At 49.3% G+C, this 15,755-nt stretch carries 15 protein-coding genes; 11 read left to right on the top strand and 4 right to left on the bottom strand.

Going from position 1 to position 15,755, the window contains the following annotated elements:
• Positions 1-69 precede the first annotated feature (69 nt).
• Positions 70-1,035, top strand: a complete 966-nt coding sequence (gene ycjG, locus PGR09_RS07765; RefSeq protein ID WP_045393093.1) for an L-Ala-D/L-Glu epimerase — start codon at positions 70-72, stop codon at positions 1,033-1,035.
• Here ycjG and mpaA read toward each other — a convergent pair.
• Entirely contained in the window at positions 1,026-1,739 is a 714-nt protein-coding gene (gene mpaA / locus PGR09_RS07760) for a murein tripeptide amidase MpaA (protein ID WP_430916014.1), read from the bottom strand. The two genes, ycjG and mpaA, sit on opposite strands and share 10 nt — an antisense overlap.
• Before the next feature lie 188 nt (positions 1,740-1,927).
• On the opposite strand from mpaA, the gene PGR09_RS07755 reads away from it, so the two are divergent.
• Positions 1,928-3,544 (top strand): peptide ABC transporter substrate-binding protein, encoded by a 1,617-nt coding sequence (locus PGR09_RS07755; protein ID WP_063416258.1) that lies wholly within the window; start codon positions 1,928-1,930, stop codon positions 3,542-3,544.
• Positions 3,545-3,723: 179 nt separating this feature from the next.
• Here PGR09_RS07755 and PGR09_RS07750 read toward each other — a convergent pair whose 3' ends face one another.
• Complete coding sequence (locus PGR09_RS07750) at positions 3,724-4,776, bottom strand: LacI family DNA-binding transcriptional regulator (RefSeq protein WP_072251429.1); 1,053 nt, start codon at positions 4,774-4,776, stop codon at positions 3,724-3,726.
• A gap of 222 nt (positions 4,777-4,998) precedes the next feature.
• Here PGR09_RS07750 and PGR09_RS07745 point away from each other — a divergent pair, with 222 nt between their 5' ends.
• The 8 genes from PGR09_RS07745 (at position 4,999) to PGR09_RS07710 (ending at position 11,276) form a co-directional block, all read left to right on the top strand.
• The gene (locus tag PGR09_RS07745) at positions 4,999-5,439 is read left to right on the top strand and encodes a PTS sugar transporter subunit IIA (protein WP_045393081.1); all 441 of its coding nucleotides are present in this window, start codon (positions 4,999-5,001) and stop codon (positions 5,437-5,439) included.
• A gap of 10 nt (positions 5,440-5,449) precedes the next feature.
• Positions 5,450-5,716: a PTS sugar transporter subunit IIB gene (locus tag PGR09_RS07740; RefSeq protein WP_045393078.1), complete on the top strand. Its 267-nt coding sequence runs from the start codon at positions 5,450-5,452 to the stop codon at positions 5,714-5,716.
• Positions 5,717-5,747: 31 nt separating this feature from the next.
• Positions 5,748-7,010, top strand: coding sequence for a PTS ascorbate transporter subunit IIC (locus PGR09_RS07735; protein WP_015366288.1), 1,263 nt, complete (start codon positions 5,748-5,750; stop codon positions 7,008-7,010).
• 21 nt (positions 7,011-7,031) lie between these two features.
• Complete coding sequence (alsE, locus tag PGR09_RS07730) at positions 7,032-7,709, top strand: D-allulose 6-phosphate 3-epimerase (protein WP_032711805.1); 678 nt, start codon at positions 7,032-7,034, stop codon at positions 7,707-7,709.
• Between the two features lie 279 nt (positions 7,710-7,988).
• Entirely contained in the window at positions 7,989-8,453 is a 465-nt protein-coding gene (locus PGR09_RS07725; RefSeq protein ID WP_047078483.1) for a PTS sugar transporter subunit IIA, read from the top strand.
• 52 nt (positions 8,454-8,505) lie between these two features.
• Positions 8,506-8,817, top strand: coding sequence for a PTS fructose transporter subunit IIB (locus PGR09_RS07720; protein WP_001028229.1), 312 nt, complete (start codon positions 8,506-8,508; stop codon positions 8,815-8,817).
• Positions 8,818-8,860: 43 nt separating this feature from the next.
• Entirely contained in the window at positions 8,861-9,967 is a 1,107-nt protein-coding gene (locus PGR09_RS07715) for a PTS fructose transporter subunit IIC (RefSeq protein WP_430916013.1), read from the top strand.
• 442 nt (positions 9,968-10,409) lie between these two features.
• A complete protein-coding gene (locus tag PGR09_RS07710; protein ID WP_047047287.1) occupies positions 10,410-11,276 on the top strand; it encodes an aldo/keto reductase in 867 nt (288 codons plus the stop codon).
• Positions 11,277-11,401: 125 nt separating this feature from the next.
• Here the strand turns inward: PGR09_RS07710 and PGR09_RS07705 are convergent, their stop codons facing one another.
• Positions 11,402-13,081: a glycoside hydrolase family 43 protein gene (locus PGR09_RS07705; RefSeq protein ID WP_320482709.1), complete on the bottom strand. Its 1,680-nt coding sequence runs from the start codon at positions 13,079-13,081 to the stop codon at positions 11,402-11,404.
• 35 nt (positions 13,082-13,116) lie between these two features.
• Positions 13,117-14,556 carry an MFS transporter gene (locus PGR09_RS07700; protein ID WP_161801886.1) on the bottom strand — a complete coding sequence of 480 codons (1,440 nt, stop codon included), beginning with the start codon at positions 14,554-14,556 and terminating at the stop codon, positions 13,117-13,119.
• A gap of 594 nt (positions 14,557-15,150) precedes the next feature.
• Here PGR09_RS07700 and PGR09_RS07695 point away from each other — a divergent pair.
• On the top strand, positions 15,151-15,755 hold a 605-nt coding region (locus PGR09_RS07695; protein ID WP_430916012.1), incomplete at its 3' end, for a carbohydrate porin.

Genomic DNA, 15,755 nt, shown 5'->3' with positions numbered 1-15,755 from the left:
TAGTTAGTGTATGACATCAGCCAGCAACACGGCAAACTCTATTTAACATTTACCTAAGAGGCCCAGGGAATGCGCAACCTTCGAGTTTTTGAAGAATCATGGCCGCTACACACGCCGTTTGTTATTTCTCGCGGCAGCCGCAGCGAGGCCAAAGTTGTCGTGGTGGAAATAGAAGAGGATGGGGTAAAAGGGGCCGGAGAATGTACGCCTTATCCGCGCTACGGTGAGAGCATCGCCTCGGTGATGGCGCAGATTATGGCAATCGGCGAGCAGCTTGAGCGCGGCGCTACCCGCGAGCAGGTGCAACAGCTACTGCCGGCAGGAGCCGCGCGCAACGCCGTCGACTGTGCGCTGTGGGATCTGGAGGCGCGCCGCGCGGGGAAAACGTTGCCGCAGCTGCTTGGCGTCAATCTGCCGCGCGAAGTGGTGACGGCGCAAACCGTGGTAATCGGCACGCCGGAACAGATGGCGGCCAGCGCCGCCGCGCTGTGGGAGAAAGGCGCGCGGCTGCTGAAGGTCAAGCTCGACGATCATTTGATTAGCGAGCGGCTGGTTGCTATTCGCGACGCGGTGCCGCAGGCGACCTTGATCGTGGATGCTAACGAAGCGTGGCGTGGCGAGGGTCTGGCGGCTCGCTGCCAGCTGCTGGCCGATCTTGGCGTGGCGATGCTGGAACAGCCGTTGCCGGCCGGCGCGGATGAGGCGTTGGAAAACTTTATTCATCCGCTGCCGATCTGCGCCGATGAGAGCTGTCATACGCGGGAAAGCCTGCCGGCGCTGGCGGGCCGCTACGAAATGGTCAACATTAAGTTGGATAAAACCGGTGGTTTGACCGAGGCATTGCTATTGGCGCAGGAGGCTGAACGGCTGGGCTATACGCGGATGCTGGGCTGTATGCTTTGTACTTCACGGGCCATTTCCGCCGCGCTGCCGCTGGCGCCGTTGGCCCGTTTCGCGGACCTTGATGGACCGACCTGGCTGGCGGTGGATGTCGAGCCGGCGCTGCAGTTCAGCACCGGCCTGCTTCATCTGTGAGTGTGCCAGTGCAGTAAATCGGTCATCGCCGCGAGGTACTTTTCTGTGGCTTCGTCGGCGGAGACCGGCGGGAATTCGGCGGTAATGCACGGCAGGCCGATATTGGCGCACCAGCTGCCGAAAGAGCCTGGCGTTTCGTAACCGACGCTGCCCACCAGCGGTAAATTAAAGGCCCCGGCAAGCCATTGTCCAAGCTCGCTGTGGCCGGGGTCTTCAATGCAGGCTAGCGGATCGTGGAAGGAGACCACCCACGCCGGGTGGATCTGGTGGATCAGCTGGCACAGCGCCTGGGTTTCGGGTTCCGAACCTGGCTTTTCACCGGTCAGCAGCACTACATCGCGCTCTTCCGCGGCGCTATTCCAGCGATACACCGTTTCTCCCGCCTTCCAGTTAGCGGCCGGAAAGTTACGGTTGAGATCGATGCCGCGGGCGTTGGCGCGTAGCCCTAACTGACAGCCATCGGGGTTGACTGTGAGAACGACGTGATGGCGACGTAGCTCCGGTTTCAGCGTGCGCAACGCGCAGGAGAGGGTGACGATCGACGAGTTTTCGTCGCCGTGCGTGCCGGCGATAATCAGACCGCTGCGGCTATCGGCCAGCGGAGCGGGGAACCACAGCAGCGGCGCGCCGAGATGCGACTGGCCGTAGCGTTGCGTGCCTGGCGGGAAAGCGCCGCGCAAGGGGCGAGGGCGTGAAACGGGCATAGGGTATCCTGTCATCAGGTTATTGTTAGCAGTGTTGTAGAAAAGCGCCCCGGAATCAAATAGTTTCCATGGCTGGCGAAAAAACTCGTCATGTCAATTTTCTATCATAAGCCGTTTGCAATTTCAGCTGGGGAAACAAATAATTATCGCTCTGCCAGCACTGGTTTGTTCATTTAAAAGGGGATCTCATGAAGTATCCTGTCACATTGACATGCGGCGCGCTGTGGTTAGCCAGCGTTTCTTCTCTTGCCTGGGCGGCTGACGTGCCTCCGGGAACCGTATTAGCTGAAAAACAGCAGCTGGTACGCCATATCAAAGACGAGCCCGCTTCATTAGATCCCGCTAAAGCCGTCGGCCTGCCGGAAATTCAGGTTATCCGCGATCTGTTCGAAGGGCTGGTGAACCAGGATGCGAAGGGCAATATCATCCCTGGTGTGGCGACCCGCTGGCAGAGCAACGATAACCGCGTCTGGACCTTTACCCTGCGCGATAATGCGCGCTGGTCCGACGGCACTCCGGTGACGGCGCAGGATTTCGTCTATAGCTGGCAGCGGCTGGTCGATCCGAAAACCACCTCGCCATTTGCCTGGTTTGCCGCCTTAGCGGGTATCAGTAATGCGCAAAATATTATTGATGGTAAAGCGGCGCCAGACACCCTCGGGGTGACGGCGGTAGATGCCCACACGCTGCGCGTGCAGTTGGATAAACCGCTGCCGTGGTTCAGCAACCTGACCGCCAGCTTTGCGTTCTACCCGGTGCAGAAAGCCAACGTTGAAAGCGGCGCTAGCTGGACGCGCCCGGGCAGCCTTATCGGCAACGGCGCCTATGTGCTGAAAGACCGGGTGGTGAATGAGAAACTGGTTGTCGTGCCGAATACACAGTACTGGGATAACGCCAAAACGGTGATTAAGCAGGTGACTTTCGTGCCGATTAACCAGGAATCCTCGGCGACCAAACGCTATCTGGCGGGGGATATTGATATCACCGAATCCTTCCCGAAAAATATGTATCAGAAGCTGCTGAAGGATATTCCCGGACAGGTCTACACGCCGCCGCAGTTAGGTACCTATTATTACGCCTTCAATACGCAGAAAGGGCCAACCGCCGATGAGCGCGTGCGCCTGGCGTTAAGCATGACCATCGACCGGCGGATTATGGCGGAGAAGATCCTCGGCACCGGCGAGAAACCGGCCTGGCGATTCACCCCTGATGTCACCGCAGGCTTTACTCCGCAGCCTTCGCAGTTTGAAAGTATGAGCCAGGCCGAGCTTAATGCCCAGGCTAAAGCGCTGCTATCGGCGGCAGGATATGGCCCGGACCGTCCGCTGAAGCTGACGCTGCTGTACAACACGTCGGAAAATCACCAAAAGATCGCCATCGCCGTGGCGTCAATGTGGAAGAAAAACCTCGGTGTCGACGTGAAACTGCAAAACCAGGAGTGGAAGACCTACATCGATAGTCGTAATACCGGTAATTTCGACGTTATCCGCGCGTCGTGGGTAGGGGACTACAACGAGCCGTCGACCTTCCTGTCGCTACTCACTTCTACTCATAGCGGTAATATCTCGCGGTTTAACGATCCGGCATACGATAAGATCCTCGCTCAGGCGGCGCAGGAAACCTCGGAAAAAGCGCGTAACGATGATTACAATGCGGCAGAGAAAATCATCATGGCCAAAGCGCCTATTGCGCCGATTTATCAGTATACCAATGGCCGCCTGATCAAGCCGTGGTTAAAAGGATACCCGATCACCAATCCGGAAGACGTGGCCTACAGCCGCACGATGTATATTGTGAAGCATTAATCAGTACCGGTTGCCTGATGGCGTCAGGCAACCATCGCTAACCCCAGAACTGGCGCGGCTTGCAGCGCCAGTCTCTCTTTCTGACCATTTCCCGCCGCAGATGAAAACATCACTTTTCTGACTCATAGTTATCCTGCCGTATTTGGCGGGATAACAAATCAATAAATATGTCACTAAAACTACGGCTTTCTGGTGCTGGCGCGAACTTGTAACGCTGAAGGTAATTCAATGAATTTATCTGTCGAATTACCCGCCAGGAGCTCCAGCAATGTCTGTCCTGCGAGGGTTCCCGTTTCACTCCAGGGAAATTCGACGGCAGTCAGCGCCGGTGAACAAACGGCGGCAAGAGTCCCTCCGCTCAGGCTTGCCAGTGCCAGAGAGTCGGGCACTTTTTGCCCCGCGCCATGGCAGGCCATAATGCAACCGCAGGCGATTTCATCGGATGTGCAAATCAGCGCATCCAGTTCGGGCCAGGTGATACGAATATCACCGAGCAGGTTCAGGCCGGTCGTAATACCTGCCGCCAGGTGAGAGGTCACCACGCGATGCGGAGAGTGGTTAACGGAGAGCATCGCGCTGTTCCAGCCGCTCAGGACCTGGCGAAACATAATGTTATTGGAAGCCGTGCAAAGCAGGCCGATATTTTTGTATCCGGCCTGTACAAGCGAGGTGACCAACTTTTTGATGGCTGCAGCATAGTCAACACCAATGCTAACCCAGCTCGCATCACGATTGATGGCGCCAATCTCAACCACCGGCACGCCGGTATTACTTATCATTTGCGAACAACTGCTGATGTTATCAATATTGAATTGAACAATCGCAGCCGGGTTGTAAGCGAGCATTTGCGCAAAAGCTTTTTCTTCACTCTGTCCACCCTGGCCGGATTCGATAAACATCATGCTATAGCCCTGGGTCGCGAGCACGGTCTGCAGTGTTTCGGAGACGGCAAGAAAGCCCGGGGAGGAAAAAGAGGGAACCACGCCCATCACCAGGCTAGAGTCAGCGGAGGCAAGGTTGCGGGCCTGCAGATTTGGCACATAGCCCAGTTCGCTTACCGCTGCTTCTATGCGTGTGCGCAGTTCAGGGTTCACTTTTTCAGGCATCCGTAACGCGCGAGACACGGTCATTGTGCTAACGCCAACCAGTTTTGCTACTTCAGCGAGCGTAATTTTACCGGTATTTTTTCTGCGTTTTTCTCTCGCGCCATCGTCCGCTTCTAACGTCTGCACTGATTTCCTCCTTTCGCCTGACTGGGCAGCCATTGTAAATGATATTTAGCGCTTTGCGCATTGCCCAACAGCAAAGTAATGATAAGTATGGTTTATCAAGTTAGCGGTAACAATAATTTTAACACAGCTACCATGTTAGCGCTAACTTTGCGAGGGAGATCACGGTAAGCCGTAAAGGCATTCCACTATAGTAGGCGCACCTTAAACGCCATCGGGGTATTTATGATTACGACCTGGCTACCCACGGAAAATATCCAGATTGTAGATTCAATTAGTGACTGGAAACAGGCAATTACATTATCGGCCCAACCCTTATTGGCGAAAGAGGCGATTACTGAAAATTATATTCAGGCCATTTTTAACAGCCACCAAAAACTTGGTCCTTATTATGTTTTAGCGCCTGGTCTGGCGATGCCACATGCTCGCCCGGAGCAAGGGGCTATTAAAAACGGGCTATCGCTATTACATATTAAAAAAGGCGTTTCTTTTGATTCGGAAGATAATGACCCTATTTACGTCGTGATTATGCTGTGTGCGCTTTCGGGAGATGAACACATCAATATGATTACAGCACTGGCGGACATTTTTAGCGATGATGAACGACTCTCAGCACTGCTGAAAGCATCATCAATGAAAACAATTCAAGCCGTTATCAATGGATAATGAGGTAGAGATGAAAAAGATTCTGATTGTTTGTGGTAACGGTTTAGGTAGTAGCTTTATCGTTGAAATGAACGTAAAAAAAATCATTACAGAGTTGAATAAAGAAGCAGAGGTTTCCCATACCGATCTGACTTCAGCAAAAAGCGAAACTGCCGATATTATTCTTAGCGCCAGGGATATAGCTGAACATCTGTCCAGCCATTCTGCACAGGTTTTTGGTTTATCTAACCTGCTGGATAACAATAAAATCAAAGAAATTCTTTCCGAGAATCTCTGATTAATTATTTGCGGCCTTACGGAGTCATTCTATGCTGCAGTTTATTATTCATGATGTGTTGGGCACACCAGCAATACTGGTCGGTCTGTTTTCCCTGATCGGCTTATTATTGCAGAAAAAAGCAGTTTCCGACGTTATTTCCGGAACCCTCAAAACCATTATGGGGTTTGTGATATTAACATCCGGGGCGGCGATTGTCGCCACGACGTTAACGACGTTTAGCCAGCTGTTTGAGCACTCCTTCCATATTCAGGGGGTTGTACCCAATACTGACGCCATGGCGGCGCTGGCGCAGAAAAACTACGGTACTGCGACAGCCATGATCATGGTGCTGGGGATGTTGTTTAACATCGTCCTTGCCCGTATTACGCCGCTGAAATACATCTTCCTGACCGGCCACCACACGCTGTATATGTCGGCGATGCTGGCTGTCATTCTTTCTGTCGGCGGTCTGTCGCCGTTCTGGGTGGTACTGGTGGGGGCGGTAATCCTCGGTATCATGATGGTGGTCTCTCCGGCTATTCTGCAGCCATTTACCCGCAAAATTACAGGCACTGATGACCTGGCGCTGGGCCACTTTGGTTCAACCGGGTATCTGCTGTCGGCGCTGGTGGGGAAGGCGATCGGTAAAGGCAGCCCGTCGATTGAAGAGCTGAAAGTGCCGAAAACGCTGAACTTCCTGCGTGACTCCTCGGTAGCCATCTCGCTGACGATGATGATTCTGTTCCTGATTCTGGTACTGGTCGCAGGTAAAGAGTTTGTTGAGACCAGCATCAGTGGTGGTCAGAACTTTATCATCTTCGCCATTATCCAATCGCTGACCTTCGCGGCGGGCGTGTGGATCATCCTTGCGGGTGTTCGCATGATTATTGCCGAAATTGTTCCGGCCTTTAAAGGCATCGCCGACAAGCTGGTGAAAGACGCGAAACCGGCGCTCGACTGTCCAACCGTCTTTCCGTTCGCCCCGAACGCGGTGATCGTCGGCTTCCTGTCAAGTTTTGCCGCTGGTCTGGTGAGTATGTTCCTGTGTCCGCTGCTTGGCCTGAGCGTCATTGTTCCCGGCCTGGTGCCACACTTTTTCTGCGGCGCGACGGCGGGCGTTTACGGCAACATCTGCGGCGGTCGTCGCGGCGCGGTGGTGGGGGCATTCGCCCACGGTCTGTTGATTTCTTTTTTGCCCGCGATTTTGCTGCCCCTGATGGGCGACCTTGGCTTTGCATCCACCACCTTTGGCGATGCGGACTTTGGCGTTGTTGGCATCATTCTTGGGCATGTCGTGTCACTGTTTAACTAACTAATTTTAAAGAGGTGAGGTATGGCAGCTAAATTTTCGCCCTCGTTAATGTGTATGGATTTAACGCAATTCAGAGAGCAAATTACGGCAATGAACGGTCGGGCTGATTTTTATCACGTCGATATTATGGACGGTAACTATGTGAAGAATATTACGCTATCACCGTTTTTTATCGAAAACCTGAAAAAAATTACCGATGTGCCGATCGACGTACATCTAATGGTGAATCACCCGGAAGATATAATTCCAATGTGTATTGATGCCGGGGCCGATATTATCAGCTTCCACCCTGAGACGGCGAATAACAAAATATTCCGTCTGTTGAACCAGATTAAAGACGCTGGTCGTCGCTGCGGCGTGGTGTTGAACCCTGCTACACCGGCGGATGCTATTAAAGAGTACGCGCACCTGCTGGATAAAGTGACCGTCATGTCAGTTGACCCAGGCTACGCAGGTCAGAAGTTTATCCCGGAGTCGCTCAATAAAATTAAACAGCTGATCGCGATGCGCGAAGCGCATGGGTACCACTATCTGACCGAAATTGACGGCTCCTGTAACGAGAAAACTTTTAATGTTATCTCCCAATCGGGCGTTGACGTCTTTATTGTGGGAACCTCGGGCCTGTTCTCCCTGGCGGATAATGTCAGCGATGCATGGGATAAAATGGTCGATATCTATCAACGCGAAATCGCTGCCTGAAAATTGCAGCGCGCTCAGCCGTATTGAGCCATTGTGCGGTGCAAAGAGTCTATTTAACCGGTCTGTCTTTTTGCCTTCGCGTTAGATTTATATGGTTGAGAGCGCTGTAACCCTTTTTATATCTGGAGTTCGCGTGCGGCGCCTCGTCGCACGCTTGCGGATGCTATCTATTGATGCTGTCCGGCCACCGAGGCGCCCCGACAGGTTTGGCAGACTGCATGGTGGCAGAAGCTGGTATCGCTGATTAATAATGATTATTTATATTAACGAAGGTAACTTATGGACATTTCGAGTGTACTGAACGTAAAAAATATCAAATTGAACATGATGGCTAAGAGTAAAGAAGAAGCAATTGAAGAATTAGCTGACTTATTAGTACGTGATGGAGCAGTTATTAATAAAGATATTTTTCTGAAAGATGTTTGGTTACGTGAAGAACAGGGCTCCACTGGATTCGAAAATCATATAGCGATCCCGCATGGTAAATCCTCAGGCGTAGCCCGTACGGCATTGGCCATTGGACGAACCCAACATCATATCCCCTGGGAAACGATGGATGGTAGTGACGTTCGTTGTATTATTTTATTTGCTGTATGCCTGGTGGATCAAAATACTACCCACATCCGATTATTATCCCAGGTTTCAGGTTCACTTGCCGATGAAGAGATAGTAGAAAAATTGCTGATGGAAGATTCCCCTCAAAAAATTATTGATCTTTTAAATGCTGAAGGTGCCAGCGCTTAAATTAATTGTCAGATCTGCCATAGTATCTAAAAAACCATTCTGGAGAATAGTTATGAATATTGTTGGAATTACAGCCTGCACTGTAGGTATTGCACACACCTATATTGCGCAAAAGAAAATTGAAATAGCTGCAAAAAAGGCCGGTCACAATGTCAAAATCGAAACGCAAGGCACTATAGGTATTGAGAATGCCTTGACCGCTGAAGAAATTGCACAAGCCGACATTGTTCTGTTAGCCGCCGATGTTAAAGTTTCCGGTGAAGAAAGGTTTGCCGGAAAGAAAGTCGTCAAAGTACCAACGGAAATGGCAGTTAAATCACCAAATAAGCTTATTGAAAAGCTTGGTGAATTAGTCAATTCATAACCCCTACTTATGCGTATCCTATATAAAATAAAGGGCGTAATTTATGAATATAAAAGAAATATGGAAAGCAGCAAACCCTAAAGGTCATCTGCTGACTGCCATCTCATTCTTGATTCCGATTGTCTGTGGCGCTGGGTTTATTATTGCCATCGGTATGGGTTTTGGCGGGACGGTTCAGGACACTTTAGTATCGGGTCAATTTGATCTGTGGCAGGCTTTCGCTACCATGGGAGCTAAGGCACTCGGACTATTACCCGTCGTTATTGCTATCGGAATTTCCGGTTCGATCGCAGGTAAGCCCGGTATTGCCCCTGGTTTTGTTGTCGGTCTGGCCGCTAATGCTATTGGTGCGGGTTTTATCGGGGGAATGATCGGCGGCTACATTTCCGGGTATATTGCTCTTGCTATCATTAAAAATGTGAAGGTTCCTGGCTGGGCTCGGGGTTTAATGCCGACATTGATTGTGCCATTTTTTGCATCCATTTTCAGTGCTCTGCTCATGGTCTATATCATCGGCACGCCTATTGGTATTTTTACCGATGCACTCACATCGTTCCTGAGAAGTATGGGAACTTCATCTAATTTAGTGTTAGGTGCTGTTATTGGGGCGTTGTGTATCGTTGACTTTGGTGGGCCGATCAATAAAACGTGCTTTGCATTCGTCTTAACCCTCCAGGCACAGGGTATAAATGAGCCAGTTACGGCCCTTCAGTTAGTCAACACGGCAACACCTATCGGTTTTGGGCTTGCATTTTTTATCGCTAAGCTGCTTCGCAAAAATATCTATAATAACGAAGAAATCGAAATGTTGAAGTCGGCGGTTCCTATGGGGGTAGTGAATATTGTTGAAGGATCTATCCCTATAGTGATGAATGATATCGTTCGCGGTATTGCAGCCGCGGCAATCGGCGGTGCTTGTGGTGGTGCAATCACCATGGTTTATGGTGCGGATGCAACTGTACCTTTTGGCGGGGTATTAATGCTCCCAACAATGTCAAATCCTATGGCAGGTATTATGGCATTAATAGTTAATATTTTAGTAACAGCAACCATCTATGCTGTCATCAAAAAAGATGTTCCTCGCGATGTTGTTATTAATAACAATCAAGAAGAGGAAGATATCAACTTCGATGATATTAAGATTAGTTAGATATATGCATAATGGCATGCCGTAACTTGATGTCGCGTTCACAATACAATGTGATAATAGAATGTTATTGTTTTTGCGACATATATTATTTCTGCATTCTGTTCTAATCGCCACGAGTAAAAAATGGGTCGCCAGGGTGGCCCATTTTTTACAGGCATGTTATCAGAGTTACTTAAAAAGACTATCTAATAATCAATTGCGGCCCTGACGATTAACGTTGGGTGAAGAGCATGAGGGTAAATAGCAGCAATATTTTGTGGTTCAGTCTTAATCATCGTTTCATATCCGGCATTAATTCAATACGTTCTCCGCTCTGTAGCGTTGCGCCAATCAACCTACCTGTATTTATGAATTCAATGCATAGGTCAAATCAGAAATGACAGACTAATCATGCTGGCATTCCGGTCCTAAAATGATGTTTTCACATGACGGGAGCCTTTTCATGGAATACGCAGTTTTAAGTAACAACCTCAACATGCCGATGGTCGGTTTTGGCGTGTTTAAGGTTACCGATAAAGAAGAGTGTAAGCAGTCGGTATTAAGCGCTATTCGTACCGGTTATCGCCTGATTGATACCGCTGCCGTCTATGACAATGAAGACGCCGTGGGCGAGGCAGTTCGTGAAGCTATCGCCGAAGGGCTGTGTACCCGTGAGGAATTATTTATTACCTCAAAACTGTGGGTTCAGGACATGGCCAATGGCGATATGGCCAAAGCCGGTATCGAGGCGTCACTGAAAAAATCGGGCCTGGATTACTTCGATCTCTATTTATTGCATCAGGCCATGGGCGATTATTTCAGCGCCTGGCGCGCGTTGGAACAGGCTTATGAAGCCGGTAAATTGAAAGCCATTGGCGTGTCCAACTTCTATGCGCATGTCTTGGCCAACTTTTGCGAAACCGTCAGAATTAAACCTATGGTCAATCAAGTCGAACTGCATCCTTACTTTGCGCAACCCGCAGCGCTGGAAACCATGAAGCATTATAACGTTCAGCCTGAAGCCTGGGCGCCGTTAGGCGGTGGCAGATATAAACCTTATGAAGATGCAATGCTTCAGGGGATTGCCGCTGCTCATCAAAAAACCATTGCTCAGGTTGTCCTGCGCTGGAACGTGCAGCGCGGTGTCACGGTGATTCCTAAATCCACTCGGCAGGAACGGATTGCAGAGAACTTTGCAATCTGGGATTTCTCACTGACTGACAGCGAAATGGCGCAAATCAGCGCACTGGATTTAGGCTATGTGGGTGAAGCGGTGAAACACTTTAATCCTGAATTTGTTCGCGGTTGTCTGGGGGTTAAAAAGCAGTAGAAAAGTCATAATGAGACGGTGGGGGAACCCACCGTCCTGATATAAACATTGCCAATCCACAGATCTTCGCTTTCATCTTACCGGGTTAATCTGCGCCAGGTTGACTATAAAAGATGTTCATCAAACTAACCAGCACGTAGCTCGCCAGCCTCCCAGCTATAAACATCATCGCCAATTAATGAGTCGCCCAGTTCCTGATAATCGAAATGGTAAAACTCGGCGCTGACGTCATAACCGGAGTAGTCTACTGCAGCAAGACCTACAAATGCCCCAGTAAAGAAACCGCCATAGCTCTGCAGGACATAGTCATCAGAAAGAACAGCGGCATCTAATATCACCGGGATTTCAATAAACGCGATGCCGTCAAAACTATACTCATAGCTATAGGTCTGCTTCCTGACTTTCGTCCGTAACCATACGTATTCGACGTTTTCAGGAACCTTAATCGCATTATCTTTCAAATATGAAGTATATTTTCCACGGTTGTTTTCGGCGACCTCAATGACTCTGCCGTTAATTTCATTCCAGGTGATAAAAGCAAAACTCCAGTGGCGATCGTTGTAGTAATTTGTTAACCCGGCCATTTGTTGGTAACTAAAGGGATTAAAGACTACTTTAACTTCAGCATTAAAGTAAAAGGCTTGCCAGCGGCGGGCAATCAACGACAGGTCATGGGTGTTCGCTAATGACCCCTGGCCGATTAAGGTTAGCTTTCCGTTGCCTGTGCTACCCATTTTTTCGCTAAAAGGTACCCGAAGGGTATTCCAGTTGAGATTGAGCGCTGGTGTTGTAAATTCATCATGTTGGCTGTTGTCTTTCGTGCTTTCGGTATAAATGGCGTCTTTTGGTCCCTCGACAAACGTTCTACCGCCGTGACCGCCTTCCACTCGTGGCCAGCCATCGTCATCCCAGTACACCTTTTGGATAGCCGTTTCCCGGCCAAGCGTGGACCAACCGCGTGGATCATAAATTGACTCACCAGGGCGATTCCATGGACGAGCGCACAGCGAAGCATAATACCACTCGCCTTCGGGCGTCGAAACCAAAGCCCCGTGTCCTTGTTTCTGGATATAGCTGTCAGGGGTATCAACGTTAGTTAAAAATACCTCCCCAGGCTCAGTTTCAAAGCTATCGGCGTTTAATGTCGTGGAACGCGCCACCACCTCCTGATGAGTAAATACCGTTCCCCCCTGAGCGGCAAAGAGATAGTAATAGCCGTGCAGTTTATAGAGATGCGGCCCCTCAACGAGCGCCACTGCGGTACCGCGATAAATGGTTCTTGCTGTTTCGGGCATCAGTTTTAGCGTTTTAGTATCGAGTTCAGTCAAGGTAATGCCGTCAAAAGGATGATTGTACTCTCGATGGTCCCACGTTTGCTGCACGATATATTTACGGCCATCATCATCATGAAAAAGTGAAGCATCAAAACCTACGCCATTAAGTTTGACCGGCGAACTCCACGGGCCGCGAATATCAGTTGCGGTGGTCAGGTAGTTTGTCATGTCTTTAAAGGCACCCTCGGTGACTTTCACATCGGTATACACTAACCAGAATTTGCCATCCGCATAAGAGAGCGCCGGAGCCCAGATGCCGCCTGAAGACGGATTGCCTTTCATATCTAAAAGAGTAGTGGTCGACAATGGTGACGGCAGCAGATTCCAGTGCTGCAAATCCTTTGACTCATGCAAACGGACGCCGGGAAACCATTCAAACGTCGAGTTGGCTATATAGTAGGTGTCCTCAACACGGATAATGCTGGGGTCGGCATTAAAGCCACGCAAAATAGGGTTTTGGATAAGAGACATATCATTATACCTTTATAAATTTAATCGTATTGGTTTTACACCCGAATCTCATCAAGTTGGCGGTTAATGTCGCTGACGTGTTTGTCTGAGATAGGATAAATTTGCATGATGATCATCGAGACAATCGCTAAGGCGATGGGGATCCAGACCGCTGTCATCATGATCCCGTCGATAGCGCTCGCGCTTTGTTGCGCGCCGGTTTCATTAAAACCATAGACGGCCAGCAACCACAGAGGAATAGCGCCCCCGATGGTAAAGCCAATCTTGAAAAAGAGTCCCATAATCGCGTTGATGATTGCCGCATTTCGCTTACCAGACTTTAATTCGCCATAGGCAATCACTTCAGGTACCAGTGCCCACATAAATCCGGTGGCTGAGGTTAAGCCCCACTGTTTAATAAATGTGGCGATATAAGCAAGCCACAGCGCATCGTGCATACCTTCCCGTGACCAGACATACGTTAATAACTCACCGACAATAAACATCCCCAGGAAAATGTGGAAGAAGCCTTTCTTACCAAAAATTTTCTTAAGTTTTGGCCAAAAAATAGGGAACGCAATACCCGGTATTGAGGCGACCAGACCGACGGCGCCCATCCACTCAGAGTGACCAACCACATACTGATTGAAAAAGCCATTTACCGTGTTCATAAAGAACATAAAGGTAAAGGCCAGCATGAAAAATAGTCCAAGAATGACAAGAGGACGGTTATTTTTGAGCTCAAGGAACAGATCGGTTGTTTTGACATTCGCCGTCTGTTCTGCGGTTGCAACGACGCGTTCTTTGGTGAATTTATAACAAATAAAAAGTGCCACCGCGCCTAATAACATATAAACGGAGTAGACGCCAAACCAGGCGTAATTCGCTGATGGGTCGGTATAGTTACCAAGGTTGAGTTCAATGCCAAAAAAACCAGTATCCTTGAGGCTACGATCTTTTGGTGAAGCCATTTGTACGAACATCGGAAACAGGGTATAGACCAAAAGGTTGGCGCTATTAGCCAGCATCATTCGCGTACTGGTTAATTTATCAATGGATTCGGGATCTCTGGTTAGCGAGGCATTAAGAGAACCGTAAGGAATATTGACCAGGGAATAGACCAAATCCAGCGCTAAATAGATGATAAAAGCAAACGGTACGGAGCCTCTGACGCCCGGAATGGGGGCAAAAAGCAAAGCGGAAAGGATCACTAGCGGCACTCCGGCTCTTAATAGCCAGGGACGATATTTCCCTGCCGCGGAGGTCCTTTTGTCCACATAGGTTCCAACCATCGGATCCCAAAAAACATTGATGATTCGGACAAAAAGAAAAATGAACCCCGCAGTGGCTGTACTGATCGTATTTACCGTCAACATATGTAGAGCAAGAAAGCCGCCGATCGTGCCGAAAACCAGGTTTTGCGCAAAATCGCCCATACCGTAGCCAATACGTTCCCCGCGAGTTAATTTATGATATTCATCATTGCGATTTTGCATTATGTTTTTACTCATTCTGAGCAGACTCCGGTTTGTTGTGTGAATGTGAAACACTTTCTGACACAAAAGATCGCGAAGAATCTATTACGTTTTTAAATTAATTAATTATGTTTTTTTACTTCTGTGATCCTCAAAGCAAAGGCCGTTTGGCATTATCTCTGTACTCTATATGGATTTTATGATGTTGAATATATGAAAGTGATATTTGCGAGATGGCTCACATTTGAGTGTTTTCTCAATCGCTGAGTGAAATAACGTAATTGAGCAACCGGTTTATAGAATACAGGATGTGTCATAGTTGTTACATTTCTTACATCCACCAATATTGGAGTGTTCATGCAATCTTAGGTCAAGTGCAGCGCGATTAATGGTTTTGTTCACCATACAATGAAATTCATCTGGCAAGTCTCTGCGGCGTTGCTTGTTTTAGCGCTAATCATTAATTTAATTGTGGGAAAGGAGAACGTTATTCGTATAAAACCTCTGTAGTCGAACAAAATAAAAATTAAATTGTTCTCACAGTAGCAACATATTCTGCGTGGCCAGAGTCAGATTGTTATTGCCTGAATAAAATTAACCTCTATTGAGATAATGATGACAATGATAAGAAAGCTTCCATTAACTATGGCGGTCATCGCCGTGTTTTCTCCGCTTACCTCTGTAACAGCCCAAGAATTTACCCAGGAGCAGATCGACGCCATCGTCGCGAAAGCTGTCGATAAAGCGCTGGCCGACCGCCAGGCCAAAATCGACGCCGCGGCTAATAAGAAGGTCGATGTTATAACCAACCCGCAAACCACCGCGGCTTCGCCGGATCTGGCGATCCCTTTCGGCCTGAAATTTAGCGGTTACGCCCGCTATGGCGCCCACTTCCAGACCGGCGACCAGAAATATGTCGGCGTCGACGGCTCCTATAACGGCGCCTCAGCGATCGGTCGTCTCGGTAACGAAAGCAACGGCGGCGAATTCCAGATCAGCAAAGCGTTCAAAAGCGCGCAGGGGGCCATCTGGGATCTCAACGTCATGTTTGACCACTGGAGCGACGAGGTTAACCTGAAAAAAGCCTACGTCGGCGTCACCAACGTCCTCGAATCTAACCCCAACGCCTATATCTGGGCCGGCCGCGACTTCCACCAGCGCCCGCAACAGGGGATCAACGACTACTTCTGGATGAACCACGACGGCCAGGGCGCCGGGGT

Source organism: Klebsiella sp. 141251 (genome assembly GCF_050600725.1).
Lineage (GTDB): Bacteria > Pseudomonadota > Gammaproteobacteria > Enterobacterales > Enterobacteriaceae > Klebsiella > Klebsiella aerogenes.
Note: the sequence above shows the minus strand (reverse complement) of the source record. Positions and strands in the feature narration are given on the sequence as shown.